Below are 13,061 nucleotides of genomic sequence, written 5' to 3'. Positions count from 1 at the left end.
ATGATCAAGAGCTACCAGTTGAGCCAGGGCCGCCTGCTGCCGGTGGAGCGCCTGGACGCCGAAGTGATGCTGTTCAGCAATCCGGACCCCGCCGAGCGCGATCTGCTGCGCACCGGCTTCAAGCTCGACGAACACGCCCTGGCCTCGGCGCTGGACCCGGACGAGGTGTCGCGCATCGAGTTTCACCCGGACAACCTGTTCCTGATCTGGAAACGCCCGGAGAACTACTCCGGCGGCGGCAGCCTGTCGTTCGAGGTGTCGTCTTGCGGCCTGCTGTTTTCCCCGCAACGCCTGCTGGTGATCGCCCACGACGACAGCCAGCTCAGCGGCCTGGGCGCGCGGCAGGCCCTGAATAGCCCCCTGGATGTGTTGCTGGACCTGCTGTCGACCAACATCCATCACTACCTGGGGCACCTCAAGGTGATCAAGATGGTCGCCCGCGAGTTGCAGCAGCAGTTCAACGACTCGATGGAAAACCGCCACCTGATCCAGATGTTCAACCTCAGCGAAAGCCTGATCTATTACATCAACGCCATTCACAGCAACGGCGCGGTGCTGACCCGGCTGCGCAACCACGCCGAGAAGGCGCACTTCAGCGCCGAGGCCGTCGGCCTGATCGACGACCTGATCATCGAGAACAACCAGTGCTACAAGCAGGCGGAGATCTATTCGACGGTGTTTTCCGGGCTGATCGACGCGCGCGGCAACCTGATGAACAACAACATGAACAGCCTGTTGCGCAAACTGACCCTGATCAACGTGGTGTTCCTGCCGCTGAACCTGATCGCCAGCATCGGTGGCATGTCCGAATTCAGCATGATGACCGCCGGCACCCCGTGGTGGATTGCCTACCCGCTGTTCCTCGTGGCGATGCTGCTGGGGGCAGGGGGGATGGTGCTCGGGCTCAGGCGCCTGGCCGGTGGCAACGGCAAGTGCGCCTGAGGTTTCAGGCCGGTTGCAGGGTCAGTACCTCAAAGCCGTCGCGGGTCACTGCTACTGTGTGTTCCCACTGCGCCGACAGGCCGTTGTCGCGGGTGACCACGGTCCAGCCGTCTTTCAGGTCGCGCACCCGGGCGCTGCCCTGGTTGATCATCGGCTCGATGGTGAACACCATGCCTTCGCGCAGCTCCAGGCCGGTGCCGGGGCGACCGAAATGCAGGACCTGCGGTTCTTCGTGCATCTGCCGGCCGATGCCATGGCCGCAGTACTCGCGCACCACGCTGTAGCCCCGGGTTTCGGCGTGTTTCTGGATGGCATGGCCGATATCGCCCAGGCGCGCGCCGGGGCGGACCACCTTGATGCCTTCCCACATCGCCTCGAAGGTGGTGCTCACCAGGCGCTGGGCCTTGGGGCTGACGTTGCCAATCAGGTACATCTTGCTGGAGTCGGCGATAAAGCCGTTCTTTTCCAGGGTGATGTCGATGTTGATGATGTCACCGTCCTTGAGGATGGCCTTCTCATGGGGCATGCCATGGCACACCACCTCGTTGATCGAGGTGTTGATCGAGTAGGGGTAATTGTACTGGCCCTTGCTGGCCGGACGGGCGCCCAGGTCGTGGCGGATAAAGCGCTCCACCGCCGTGTCCAGCTCCATGGTGGAAAGGCCGGGCGCGACCAGGTCGTCGAGAAAGCTGAATACCGTCGCCAGCAGGCGCCCGGATTCACGCATCAGCGCCAGTTGTTGCGGGGTCTTGATCAGGGCCTGGGTCATGCGCTGCGCCCCCGGATCAGGTCGCTTTTGTTCAGCAGCAGTTTGTTGATCAGGTCGTTGTAGGCCAGGTGCGGATTGAGCTCGGCCAGCAGGCCGATCTTGATCCAGAATTCGGCCTGGGCGTTGATGGAGCGATCCATGGCGTCGCTGGCGACGCGGATCTGTTCATGCAGTTGATCTGAAATCTTGACGATGCCCACGGGGTTTCTGTCCTGGTAAATATACGAATCATATACGTTTCGTATATTTTCCGGCAAATGGCAGATAGCTCGACCTGTCATTGGCCATTGACTCACCAGCAAGCCGCCGGTTAATTTCCTGGCCATGACTTTTTCCGCATTGCGTTCCCAGCCAAGCATTATTACCGCCATTCCTGATTGGCGGGTCTGACACTGCACCCAACCCGCCCTAGAGGCGGGTTTTTTCTTTCTGTCTCCGGGGCTCTCGACACCGCCAGGAGACACCCCATGAACCATCCCGCCGAGCCGCACACCCCGCTGGACCTGCTGGAGCACTACGTGAAGAAGATTCTCGCGGCGCCGGTCTACGACCTGGCGGTGCGCACGCCGTTGCAGCCGGCGCCGGCCCTGTCGGCGGCGCTGGGCAATCAGGTGCTGCTCAAGCGCGAGGACCTGCAACCGACCTTTTCCTTCAAGATCCGCGGCGCCTACAACAAGTTGGTGCAACTCAGCGACGAGCAAAAGCGCCGCGGGGTGATCACTGCCTCCGCCGGCAATCACGCTCAGGGCGTGGCGCTGGCGGCGCGGGAGCTGGGGATCAAGGCGACCATCGTCATGCCTTCCACCACGCCGCAGCTGAAAGTGCAGGGCGTCATCAGCCGTGGCGCCGAGGCGGTGCTGCAGGGCGAGAGCTTTCCCTTCGCCCTGGCCCATGCCCTGCAATTGGCCGAGGGCAGCGGCCAGACCTTCGTCTCGCCCTTCGACGACCCGGACGTGATCGCCGGGCAGGGCACGGTGGGCATGGAGATCCTGCGCCAGCATCCCGGGCGCCTGGACGCGATCTTCGTCCCGGTGGGCGGTGGCGGATTGATCGCCGGTATCGCCGCCTATGTGAAATACCTGCGGCCCGAGGTGCGCATCGTCGGCGTCGAGTCCGAGCACTCCAACTGTCTGCAGCAGGCGTTGCGGGTTGGGGAAAGGGTGCTGTTGCCCAGCGTCGGCACCTTCGCCGACGGCGTTGCCGTGGCGCAGGTCGGCGCCCATTGTTTCGAGTTGTGCCGGGTGCTGGTCGATGAGGTGATCACGGTCAGCAACGACGAACTCTGCTGCGCGATGAAGGACATCTACGACGACACCCGCTCCATCACCGAGCCGTCGGGAGCACTGGCGGTGGCCGGGATCAAGCAGTACGTGGCCCGCAGCGGGGCACAGGGCGAAACCCTGGTGGCCATCGACTCCGGGGCCAACATCAACTTCGATCGCCTGGGGCAGGTGGCCGAGCGCGCGGCCTTGGGCGCGGTGGCGCTGGTGTAAGAACGGAGCAGGGCCTCTTGTAGCCGCTGGCGCAGCCTGCGCACGAGCGCGAAGCGCTCGCCAGCCGAACCACTGATGCACCGCATTGCCTGGCCTGGCGGCCACTGCATCGGAGTGCCGCCCAAACCGATCGCAGCCTGCGGCAGCGGCTCCATCACCTGCGATGTAGCCGCTGCGAAGGTTATTCCGCGCGGGCCTTCTCGACCTTGTCCGCGGCGGACCACAGGCGGTAGCGCACTTCGACGTCCTTGGGGGCGTAGATCACGATTGGCAGCTTGCTGTTGTAGCGCAGCACGAAGCCTTCGCCGACCACCGGCACGAACGCCTGCTTGCTGCTGCCCTCGGGGCAGGCCATCAAGGTGCTCATCGGCCCACTGACCTTGTCCAGGCGGTAGTAGGGGTAACCCCAGCCTTCCAGGTTCTTCTCTTCCAGGGTGCCGCCCAGGCGCTGACGGTTGCAGTCGACGGTCAGGGTCTTGCCGGCCAGGACCTCGACCTTGAAGTCCTCTTCCTTGGCCTGCTTGGGCAGATGGATCACCTGGCGCACAAAACCTTCTTCAGCCTTGGGGTAGGGCGCCACGTCTTCGAGTTTGGCCGCATGGCTCAGGGTGGAAATACCGCTCAACAGCACAGCGATGGCGGTGGAAACAGGAAAAAAGCGCATAAGGCCTCCTTGCAGGTTGATCGACGGCTCTCCCAATGGAGGGAGCCGTTGCTTGAAACGCCGGGCAGTTTGACTGGGGAACGCCCGGTCATGCAAACCGTGGCTCACTTCGCCGCGGCAGTTAACATGACGTTTTCCTTCAATACCCAGGGATAAGTCGATGATTTATAACGCATGACAACAAGCGAGAGGACGGTATGCTGGTGTTCCATCCCCTATCGGCGAGAGGCCAGCATCGGGCTCGCAGGAAGTTCCTCCAGCGGACGAAAATCCCAGGACCGAGGGTGAAAAAAAGCCTCACTGCTCAGAGCAAAATAGAATTTAGTGGATGCGCAAATACGGCCTAGTCTAATTAATGGCTTTCTCTTCCAGGGAGGTTTAGTCACGCCATACGCCGTATTTCGGGGGTGGAATCCCGAGACGATATTCTTGCCATCATTGAATGGCCACTGCACCAACGGAGAGATCTGCCATGTTCTTATCTGCCTTGGAACTGCGCAATATCATTGAATGCAGCTTCCTGCCCAAACGCTGCGAGTGCACCCTGAGCCCCGACCTGCACATGACCGTGAAAGTCTATGGCGACCATGAAACCGACCGCGTGGACCTAGTGGTCACCGGTATCGATGCGGCGAGCCTCAACGGCTGCCGGGAAATCAACGATTTGATCGCCGAGTTGCGCTACGACCTGGCGAACCATCCGGGAAGCCAGCCCATCGCCCTCAAGTCCAGGGTTCATTGATCGGCGGCTTTGCCAATGCCGGCGTTGCCTGCCTGGCCTGGATAAATCCCGGGCCAGGCGCAAACTCGACCCTCACCGCGAATAAAATTCCTGCCTGAATCTCACAAAGCTGCCTGCAACCTTGCACGCGGTAGAGCAGGGCAGTCCTCAGTTCTGATAACTGCAAGCATCCGACAGCTTGCGGTAACTGATGGCTTCCAGCTTGCCCGCCTTGTCGATAAAGGTCATGTCCGCGGTGACCACCTTGCACTCCGGCGTCGCGGGCTCGGTCATCGACACCACCTTGGCCACCTTCAGCGGCATGCCATAGTGATAAGGCACCGGCTGCACCTGGGCCGTGTCCGCCTGAGCCACACCCACGACCCCGGCAAACGCCAGGGCCCCGATCAGCAAAATACGCATGTTCATGAGGATTTCTCCGATAAGCCCGACACAAACCACCATCGAGCACGCCGCGGAGGGCGGCAGAGGATTCTGCGCTGCGCGGTCGCGTACAGTTTTGGGCGGTGGGATTAATCGGAGATTAAGTAGGGGGCTAATGATTTGTGCGGGAGGGAAGCTGCCCGACGAGATGTGCTGTGCGCAGAAACGCCTATTCGATGTCAGTGGGGGCTTGAAGGCAGGGGGGACACAAGCCCCTGCCTTGCAGGTCGTCAACGCCTGGCCCGACTCCGGGCAGGCATTGAATGCACTTATTTCTTGTCTTTCTCCTTTTCTTCCTCTTCTTTCTCCAGCAGATCGATCCCGCGGATATCGAAGTAGCATTGTCCGCTCACCGACTTGGCTGAGCGCTGAGCCAGGGACTGGACCAACTGGTCATGAATGAAGTGGCCGAACAACAGGCTCACTTCCTCCGGCAATGGCGACAGTTGCTCCTTGAACCATTCCTCCTCCAACAGCACCTGCCACACCCGCATCTGCTGCGGTGTGCCGGCGGCCCTGTAGCCATCCCGCGTGCGGCCGCTGCGCATGCTGCGGGCTTCACTGTCGACATCTTCCAGCCAGCCGAGTTGTGCCCTTAGTGTCTCGCGTTCGGTTTGCAGTTCCTGGGTGCGCTTGAGGCGGGCCTGTCTCTTTTCCGGGGTTTCCACCGGGCGGCCGAACATCCCGGCGCTATTTCCCGCGGCATACTGGCTGGCGTTCAGGCGATCTTCCTCTTCGCCGATTTCCCGCAGGCGCTGCACATAAGGGCGCGAGATCGACGCCAGCCAGCGGATATACAGGCGCATATGGCCGAGGAAGGGCGCTTGGTCACCCAGGTTGAGGTTTTTCAGCTGGGCGATGCTGGCCTTGGCGGCCGACTGGTACTTCTTGACCAGCCCAAGGGCAGTTTTTCCGTTGATATGGTCGTTGAAGGTGAACAGCTCAGCAGTATCGGCATCCTTTTCGTATAAGTCTTCGAGATGAAGGAAAGGTACTCCTGCCTGGAACGCTGCGCGGTACATGCGGTGTAAGCTGACCAGCGCCAGCTCGGCGCTGGGTTTCTGCTCGCCGGGCAGCAGGCTGCCACCGATATCCTCGCTGACCCCGGGCATCAGTTCTTCGCGCCACTTGGCGTTGCCTTTGCCGAGCAGGCTGGCCCGCCGGTAAAAGCGTCGCTCGTGGGCGGCGACCAGATGCAGGGCCTGCCTGACCTGCTTGGGCAGGACATTGGCGTCCCCCAGCACGTTGCTGGTGGGCACGGGTATATAGTCGTCGATCAGCGGTATATCGCTACGGCTGCGGTCCACCGCGTCGAACAGGCCGGCGAACAGCACGACCAGCTGGGCGCCCTGGTACTTCACTTCCTCGCCATCGATCAGGCAGCGATCCAGCAGGCGATACAGAAAGCCTCGGGCCAGGGTGGCGCCGTAGTCGAAGCCGTATACGGACAGTTCGATACGCTTAAGGGGCGGGCCGCTCAAGGCCTTGACCTTGCTCACTTCGTCGTTCAGGAAATCGATGGCGCCATCGATACGAATATTGGCTCCAGTCTTGGCTATCTCAGCCATGATGGGGTTGTCGCGCAGGGGCGGTACGACTTCAGACACCGCGTCGACCACAGCGCCCTTCAGTACTTTAAGGCCTTTAAGGGGGGCGCTGACCAGATCCTTCAGGTCGCGTTTCAAGCGCTCCCACCAGTCATGACCTTTCAGTACATCCTTGAGGATCTTTTTCCCTTCGTCCTTCGCCACATCCTTGGGCACATCGGCTGCCTTGCTGCCAACGATATCCACTCCGGCATTGGCAGTGGTGGTCAGGTCCGCGAGGTACTCGGCGCCCATGCCCGAGATATAAACCTTGCGATAGGCAAAGTTGGGGTCAGGCTCCTTATTCGGCATATCGATAGGATGGGCCAGGAACATCTTGCCCACGTTGCTAACTCGGCCGGTTTGCATATCTTTCAGCAGATGCCGCCCAAAACCGTCGAAAAAAAATCCGATCCGTAAGGTTCGCTCACAGGTGGTGATATGAGAATTCTTGGTTGGTCCTGCACAACGGGCACTAGCAGCGGCCGCCAGATCAGCATTACGAGTGCTCATTGTGATTTTGCTTCCTGATCCTTGGCATTAGGTACTGGTGGCGCTTCCTTGAGATTTTCATAAGGCGTGTCCAGATTGGTACTCCAGGCCACACGGACTTGGTCTCCGGGAAAGAAGTGCACATGTAAATATCGGTCACTGCGTTGGCGGGGCGGATTAGGGATCTCGATTGATAGAGTTTCCTTTTTAATCCCCTGACGCACTTGTTCACCTGTGCGGCCTTTTATCCAATCCACCTTCAGTGTCTTGCCTTCAATGCGCCAACAGCAGGTTATCCCTCCGTTTCCGCCCCAATTGTCGTTGACGAAATAGCTAAAAATAGGACGATCCGTATGGTTATGGCCATAAAGCGCCGCCCCCGGCATTCGGCTGTACTGCCAGATGAAATAGGCAGCAATCAGCGCTCCCCAAACCAATAAATTGATGAGGGTTTTCTGCAAACCGGACAAAGACTTCCAGCGATTTCTGAGTGATTGAATCGATGTCACAACAAACTCCTTGTTAGTGCGAACCTGTTTCTGCGCACGGTCATGTTCTTTCGCCTGGGGGGCATTTCTGTTACCCAGCTCGCGCTGTTTGCAAGTCTTTCAATAGTGGGCGGCGAAAACCCGTGACTCATTGGAATTGGGCTTCCTGATCCTTGGCATCAGGCACTGCGGGCGCTTCCTTGAGATTTTCATAGGGGGTGTCGAGATTGGCGCTCCAGGCCAGGCGAACCTGGTCGCCGGGGAAGAAGTGCACATGCAAATAGCGGTCACTGCGTTGGCGGGGAGGGTTAGAGATCTCGACTGATAGGGTTTCTTCCCGAGCCCCCTGCTCATACTGTGTTCGGGTCATGCTCTTGATCCAATCCACCTTCAGCATCTTGCCCTCAATGCGCCAGCAACAGGTTGCTCCGCCTCCGCCGTTTGCTGTGGCATTGCCTCCCCAGTTGTCATTGACGAAGTAGCTGAAGATGGGGCGATCCGTTTGGTTATGCACATAGAGCATTGCCCCCGGCATCCGGCTGTACTGCCAGATGAAATAACCGGCGACCAGAACCAACCAGTGGATCAGGGTTTTCTGGCGGCCGGGCAGGCGCTTCCAGCGCTTTGCGAGTGACGGCAACGACATCGCCTCAGGCGCCTTCTTGTGCGGCCAGGGCGTTTTCCAGGGTGTCCCGGTCATCAGTGACCTGACGCAGGATTCCCGCCCATTCGGGGCGCTGGTGCAGTGGGTTGCGGGTGATCAGGCTGTGCAACACGAAGGTCGACTGATCCTCCTGCTGGTCCAGGCCCTGGGCCCTGGCGATCTGCAGTAAGTCTTGCACCTGTTGCAGGCGTTCGCCGTGGCAGTCGCTGGCAAAGGCCTCGGGGGCGACGTTTTCGGTCTGCACCAGCAACTGCTCGGCGTGGGCGTCATGCTGCAGGCTGTGCATCATCGGCTCATCCAGGCGGATCGGGTGGTACTCGGGCACTTCGCTGTGCGCCGGGCCGGCAAGACGCTGCCAGTCTTTTTCGGCCTTGACCCACCAGGTGTCGAGGGGGCCGAACAGCCACTGGTGCCATGGCTGGCCGACTTGCTGGTGGAGCAGGGGCAGTACTTCGGCGCTGTAGCTGCGGATCAGCAGCACCGCATCGTTGGCGTCCTGGCAGACCAGGGCGTCGCCAAGGTGGGTGGCCAGCCGATTGGCTGGCAGGGTGCTGCTCAACCAGCTGGCCAGGTTCGAGCCGAACAGTTCGTGGATCGCCACCAGCCGCTCGAACGGTTGACCGGTCATGTCCAGCAATAGCGGCCCGTCATTGCGCAACTGGGCCAGCTCGGCCTGGTACATCAGGGGCCAGCGGGCGCCTTCCAGTTCACCCAGGGCGTTGCGCTGCGGCGCGCTGAGCAGGGCCTGCTCGACGATTGCCGTGAGGCTCAAGCCCTTGGCCGCGGCGTTGACCCAATCCTGCTGGCCTTGCTGCAAATCGCTCATGGCTGTGCTCCGGACAGAATCGCCTGGCGTTGGCGGATGGCCTTGAGCAGGCACTCGACGCAGATACCCTTGGGCGGCGTCAGGCGCGGTATGGGCGAGTTCAAGCGGCCCAGCAGCAGGCCGCCGGCCTTGTCGGCGTCAGCGAGCTTCAGCAGGCCCGGCAACAGCGGCGCCGCCGGCGTCCCAACCCCCGGCGCTCCCCCGGTATTGATCTTCACTTCGGCCCCACTGATGGTCACGCCGCCAGCATCGAGCTTGACGAAGCTACCGCCGGCCTTGGCGGTCAGTTCCGCGCCGGCCTCGACCACGACCTTCCCACCGGCCTTGTAATGAATCTCCTGGCCGGCTTCGACGAATTGCGCGGTGCCGATATTGGCGTGCTGGGTGACGGCCACGGTCAGGTGGTCGTTGGCGCGGATTTCGCTCTTGCGGTCGAGGTGGGTGATGCGGTGTTCTTCGGCCTTGAGTTCGGTCAGGGTGTTGGCTTCGACTGTGTCGTGGCGTTGGTTGCCGACGCGGATCCGCTGGTCGTGCTCGACGTTCTCGTCCCAGTCGCGCTGGGCGTGCAGGTAGATCTGCTCGGCGCCTTTCTTGTCTTCGATGCGCAGTTCGTTGTAACCCTTGCCGCCCGGCGAGCTGAGGGTCTTGAAGGTGCTGCGGGTCTTGTTCGCCGGCAGGTCGTAGGGGACCACGTTTTCCTTGTGGTACAGGCAGCCGGTGACCAGGGGCTGGTCGGGGTCGCCTTCGAGGAAGGTCACCAGCACTTCCATGCCGATCCGCGGGATGGCGATGCCGCCGTAGGCCTTGCCGGCCCAGCCGCTGGCGACGCGCACCCAGCAGGAGGTGTTGTCGTCGGCCTGGCCGTCGCGGTCCCAGTGGAACTGCACCTTGATCCGACCGTATTGGTCGCAATGGATTTCTTCGCCCTTGGGCCCGGTGACCAGCGCGGTCTGGCTGCCCAGGGACCTGGGTTTCGGGTGTTCCAGCGGCGGGCGGTAGTGGGCGTCCCAGGGCGTGGCGAGGAAGCGGTTGCGGTAGCCCTGGTGGAAGTCGTCCTTGTTGCTGGTGACGTCGCTGGTGATGTTCTCGCCCAGCACCTGGGGCTGCTTGCCTTCGTGGATCACCTCCAGCAGCAGCCACAGGTCGTTCCATTCGCTGCGCGGATGGGCGGCCAGGGTCAGGAAGTGGCCGCTGACCAGGCTCGGCTCGTCGCCTTTGCCTTCGGCCAGCCGGTAGTCGCTGCGATGGCGTTCCAGGGCGCGGGTCGCCAGTTGCTTGCCGCGGGCCTGCTGGGTGAACAGGCCGGGATAGTCGTAGTCCTCCAGGTCCGGCATGAATTCGGACTTGGCCGCACCCTCGGGCAGCAGGCGCGGTTTCTCGAAGTCATAGTCGCGGCGGCTGACGCGGCTGGTGCGGGTTTCCAGGCGCAGGTTGAAGCGCTTGATCACCGGCTGTTCGGCGGCCATGCCCGAGTCCTGCTGGTAGTTCACCGCCGCCAGCTTGCGAAACACCGTCTGGTCGTCGCCGAACACCAGCTTGTGGCCGCTGGCACTGTGCTGGAAGTGGAAGTGGATGCCTTCTTCCTCGCACAAGCGCTGGATGAAGTGCAGGTCGGATTCGTCGTACTGGGTGCAGTAGACCCGCTCCGGGTAGGTGGCGCCCAGCTGGAAACTGTAGGCGTCGGCCAGGATGCCGCGGGCCTCGAGGACCTGGGCGATGATCTTCGGCACGCTGAGGTGCTGGTAGATCTTCTGGTTGAAGTTGTGGCGCAGGTAGTTGAGCTGCGGAGTCAGGCTGATGCTGTAGCGGGTCAGCTTGCGCCCGGAATCACCCTGGGCGATGCGGTACACCAGGCCGTGGATCAGGCCTTTACCGGTCGCGCCAAAGGTCAGGCAAGCCGGCTTGTGCAGGAGTTCTTCGAGCTTGAGGTCGGGACGCGCGCTGACCAGTTCGATATCGAAGCAGAAGGGCTGATTGAGGGCTTCGCGGCCAACGAAACTGAGGACCTGAAGGTCGACCGAGGCGCCTTCGATCGTCAGGGAAATATGGGTAGCGTTAGCATCCAGCATGCCGTGAAATCCATCCATTGAATAAGCAGGGGGCGGATGGTGCAGGAATAAGCCGGTCGATTCAAGCCGAGGCGGGCGCGGCTTTCCGCCCGCCGGAGCATTCAGAAATGTCCGCGATAACCATTACTTCTGCCTGACAACCCATCCGGCTAACGCCCTACGGGCATCAGCGGAGTTGGCTGTAAGGGATACGCCGATGGCCGCTCAGGGATTCCCGTGGCGACGCGGGCCGGCGACGGGCCTTCGAGCAGTGAGCCAGCGCTGCAATCGCCCTCGGCCAGCTGGCCCGCAAGGGCGACACAGGCGTCGCCGGGGCAGGTCGTTGCCGGTCAGGAACGCGGGGGCAGCGGCGGCCGGTAGTAGCTCTGGAACCAATCGACAAAGCGTCCCAGGCCCTCGGCCAGGGGGACCTGCGGGCCGAAGCCGGTGACGTTCTCCAGGGCGCTGGCATCGGCGCAGCTGTTCAGCACGGTGCCGGGCTGCAACGGCAGATACTCGACCTGTGCCTTGCGCCCGAGCAATTGCTCCAGGGTGGCGACGTAGTCCTTGAGCTCCACCGAACGTTGCCCGCCGATATTGAACAGGCGCCAGGGCGCCATGCTGGTGGCGGGGTCGGGGTGTTCGCGGTTCCACAAGGGGTTGCGCACCGGTGGCTTGCCCAGCAGGCGAACCAGGGATTCGACCAGGTCGTCGATATAGGTGAAGTCGCGCTGGTGCATGCCGTAGTTGAACAGCTTCAGCGGACGGCCTTCGCAGATGGCCCGGGCGAACAGCACCGGCGACATGTCCGGGCGTCCCCAGGGGCCATATACGGTAAAGAAGCGCAGGCCGGTGGCCGGCATGTCGAACAGATGGCTGTAGCTATGGGCCATCAGCTCGTTGGCCCTTTTGCTCGCGGCGTACAGCGACAGCGGATGGTCCGCGGTGTCGTTGGTCTTGTGCGGCAGTTGATGGTTGGCGCCGTACACCGAGCTGGACGAGGCGTAAATCAGGTGTTCGGGCGGATAGCGCCGGCACATTTCCAGCAGGTTGAGAAAGCCGCCGAGGTTGTTGTCCAGGTAAGCCTTGGGGTTTTCCTGGGAATAACGTCCCCCGGCCTGGGCCGCCAGGTTGATCACCACCTGCGGGCGAACCTGGGCGAACAGCCGGTCGAGGGCTTCGGTATCGCCGAGGTCGAGGCGGTACAGCGGGAACTGTCCCACCTGCTGCTCCATCCAGCGCACCCGGTCGTGCTTGAGTTGCGGGTCGTAGTAGTCGTTGAAATTATCCAGCCCGGTGACCTGATGCCCATCCTTGAGCAAACGCAGTGCGGTATGGGCGCCGATGAAGCCGGCGGCCCCGGTGATCAGGATATTCATGCGCAGAGCGCCCCCGGTACGCGCCAGGGCAAGCCACTGCCCGGGGGACACAGGCGAGCGATGTCCCGCGCGATGGCGAGGGCGACTGCTTGTACCAGGCCGACATGGCCGGTACCAAAAACGCTGACATCCAAGGGAGGAACCTCATCCGTGATGGGTAATGCGTGAGTTTCATGGCCCACTTTTTAAAGAACTGAATAGGTGCAAGTCCTTTTCGCGTTCTTTTTTTGACACTACCACAGCGTTGAGTCGGTTAATTGGCGTTTTATCGTGTTATATAAATGACGAAGGCATTTTGTATAACCCTATTTAAGAAATAATACCGTTTAAAATCAAATAGATAATCTGAATGAAAGGCTTATGAAAGCCTTCGGGCAATTCCTGGGTAACAAACCCGGCAGGGCAAATTAATCCGACGAGCGGTAGAGGTTTTAACGAAAAAAACGCCATTTCTATCCTGGGTGCAGGCTTTCTTGGATCCAAAACCTCTCGAAGCGCCCAATGAATCGCGCCTTGGCCAAGAGCCTGGAGAAAGGCAAAGAGTG

12 protein-coding genes and 1 pseudogene are annotated in these 13,061 nt (G+C 61.3%); 3 read left to right on the top strand and 10 right to left on the bottom strand.

Annotated features, from left to right (window positions below):
* Positions 1–942, top strand: coding sequence for a magnesium transporter CorA family protein (locus tag CRO75_RS11355; RefSeq protein ID WP_097135326.1), 942 nt, complete (start codon positions 1–3; stop codon positions 940–942).
* 4 nt (positions 943–946) lie between these two features.
* Here CRO75_RS11355 and map read toward each other — a convergent pair whose 3' ends face one another.
* Together map and CRO75_RS11345 are read right to left on the bottom strand one after the other, a co-directional pair.
* Positions 947–1,711 (bottom strand): type I methionyl aminopeptidase, encoded by a 765-nt coding sequence (gene map, locus CRO75_RS11350; RefSeq protein WP_053261081.1) that lies wholly within the window; start codon positions 1,709–1,711, stop codon positions 947–949.
* Entirely contained in the window at positions 1,708–1,911 is a 204-nt protein-coding gene (locus CRO75_RS11345) for a ParD-like family protein (protein ID WP_007926402.1), read from the bottom strand. The genes map and CRO75_RS11345 overlap by 4 nt, the downstream gene beginning before the upstream one ends.
* Positions 1,912–2,178: 267 nt before the next feature.
* Here CRO75_RS11345 and ilvA point away from each other — a divergent pair.
* Positions 2,179–3,186 (top strand): annotated as a pseudogene (gene ilvA / locus CRO75_RS11340) (threonine ammonia-lyase, biosynthetic); the annotation flags it as partial.
* A gap of 199 nt (positions 3,187–3,385) precedes the next feature.
* On the opposite strand, the gene eco reads toward ilvA, so the two are convergent.
* Positions 3,386–3,868, bottom strand: coding sequence for a serine protease inhibitor ecotin (gene eco, locus CRO75_RS11335; RefSeq protein WP_009043791.1), 483 nt, complete (start codon positions 3,866–3,868; stop codon positions 3,386–3,388).
* 472 nt (positions 3,869–4,340) lie between these two features.
* Here eco and CRO75_RS11330 point away from each other — a divergent pair, with 472 nt between their 5' ends.
* Positions 4,341–4,610 carry a DUF1652 domain-containing protein gene (locus CRO75_RS11330; protein ID WP_053261084.1) on the top strand — a complete coding sequence of 90 codons (270 nt, stop codon included), beginning with the start codon at positions 4,341–4,343 and terminating at the stop codon, positions 4,608–4,610.
* Positions 4,611–4,757: 147 nt separating this feature from the next.
* Here the strand turns inward: CRO75_RS11330 and CRO75_RS11325 are convergent, their stop codons facing one another.
* The 7 genes from CRO75_RS11325 to CRO75_RS11295 form a co-directional block, all read right to left on the bottom strand.
* Positions 4,758–5,018: a DUF2790 domain-containing protein gene (locus CRO75_RS11325; protein ID WP_097135322.1), complete on the bottom strand. Its 261-nt coding sequence runs from the start codon at positions 5,016–5,018 to the stop codon at positions 4,758–4,760.
* Positions 5,019–5,302: 284 nt separating this feature from the next.
* A complete protein-coding gene (locus tag CRO75_RS11320; RefSeq protein WP_239990573.1) occupies positions 5,303–6,955 on the bottom strand; it encodes a DUF2235 domain-containing protein in 1,653 nt (550 codons plus the stop codon).
* A 173-nt stretch (positions 6,956–7,128) separates the two neighbouring features.
* The gene (locus CRO75_RS11315; RefSeq protein WP_097135320.1) at positions 7,129–7,620 is read right to left on the bottom strand and encodes a DUF3304 domain-containing protein; all 492 of its coding nucleotides are present in this window, start codon (positions 7,618–7,620) and stop codon (positions 7,129–7,131) included.
* 127 nt (positions 7,621–7,747) lie between these two features.
* Positions 7,748–8,245, bottom strand: a complete 498-nt coding sequence (locus CRO75_RS11310; protein WP_097135318.1) for a DUF3304 domain-containing protein — start codon at positions 8,243–8,245, stop codon at positions 7,748–7,750.
* A gap of 4 nt (positions 8,246–8,249) precedes the next feature.
* Positions 8,250–9,089 carry a DUF4123 domain-containing protein gene (locus CRO75_RS11305; protein WP_097135316.1) on the bottom strand — a complete coding sequence of 280 codons (840 nt, stop codon included), beginning with the start codon at positions 9,087–9,089 and terminating at the stop codon, positions 8,250–8,252.
* The gene (locus tag CRO75_RS11300) at positions 9,086–11,158 is read right to left on the bottom strand and encodes a type VI secretion system tip protein VgrG (RefSeq protein WP_097135315.1); all 2,073 of its coding nucleotides are present in this window, start codon (positions 11,156–11,158) and stop codon (positions 9,086–9,088) included. Before CRO75_RS11300 ends, CRO75_RS11305 begins: the two co-directional genes overlap by 4 nt.
* Before the next feature lie 329 nt (positions 11,159–11,487).
* Positions 11,488–12,516, bottom strand: coding sequence for an NAD-dependent epimerase/dehydratase family protein (locus CRO75_RS11295; protein ID WP_097135313.1), 1,029 nt, complete (start codon positions 12,514–12,516; stop codon positions 11,488–11,490).
* Positions 12,517–13,061: the final 545 nt, after the last annotated feature.

Source organism: Pseudomonas sp. LAMO17WK12:I10, from assembly GCF_900215185.1.
GTDB classification, from domain to species: domain Bacteria; phylum Pseudomonadota; class Gammaproteobacteria; order Pseudomonadales; family Pseudomonadaceae; genus Aquipseudomonas; species Aquipseudomonas chlororaphis.
This window is presented reverse-complemented; position numbering and strand designations above follow the sequence as displayed.

Bases quoted from the DNA above. Each gene is read 5' to 3' on its own strand.
- CRO75_RS11355 (WP_097135326.1), top strand. From the start codon at position 1: ATGATCAAGAGCTACCAGTTGAGCCAGGGCCGCCTGCTGCCGGTGGAG.
- map (WP_053261081.1), bottom strand. From the start codon at position 1,711: ATGACCCAGGCCCTGATCAAGACCCCGCAACAACTGGCGCTGATGCGT.
- eco (WP_009043791.1), bottom strand. From the start codon at position 3,868: ATGCGCTTTTTTCCTGTTTCCACCGCCATCGCTGTGCTGTTGAGCGGT.
- CRO75_RS11330 (WP_053261084.1), top strand. From the start codon at position 4,341: ATGTTCTTATCTGCCTTGGAACTGCGCAATATCATTGAATGCAGCTTC.
- CRO75_RS11325 (WP_097135322.1), bottom strand. From the start codon at position 5,018: ATGAACATGCGTATTTTGCTGATCGGGGCCCTGGCGTTTGCCGGGGTC.
- CRO75_RS11320 (WP_239990573.1), bottom strand. From the start codon at position 6,955: ATGTTCCTGGCCCATCCTATCGATATGCCGAATAAGGAGCCTGACCCC.
- CRO75_RS11310 (WP_097135318.1), bottom strand. From the start codon at position 8,245: ATGTCGTTGCCGTCACTCGCAAAGCGCTGGAAGCGCCTGCCCGGCCGC.
- CRO75_RS11305 (WP_097135316.1), bottom strand. From the start codon at position 9,089: ATGAGCGATTTGCAGCAAGGCCAGCAGGATTGGGTCAACGCCGCGGCC.
- CRO75_RS11300 (WP_097135315.1), bottom strand. From the start codon at position 11,158: ATGCTGGATGCTAACGCTACCCATATTTCCCTGACGATCGAAGGCGCC.
- CRO75_RS11295 (WP_097135313.1), bottom strand. From the start codon at position 12,516: ATGAATATCCTGATCACCGGGGCCGCCGGCTTCATCGGCGCCCATACC.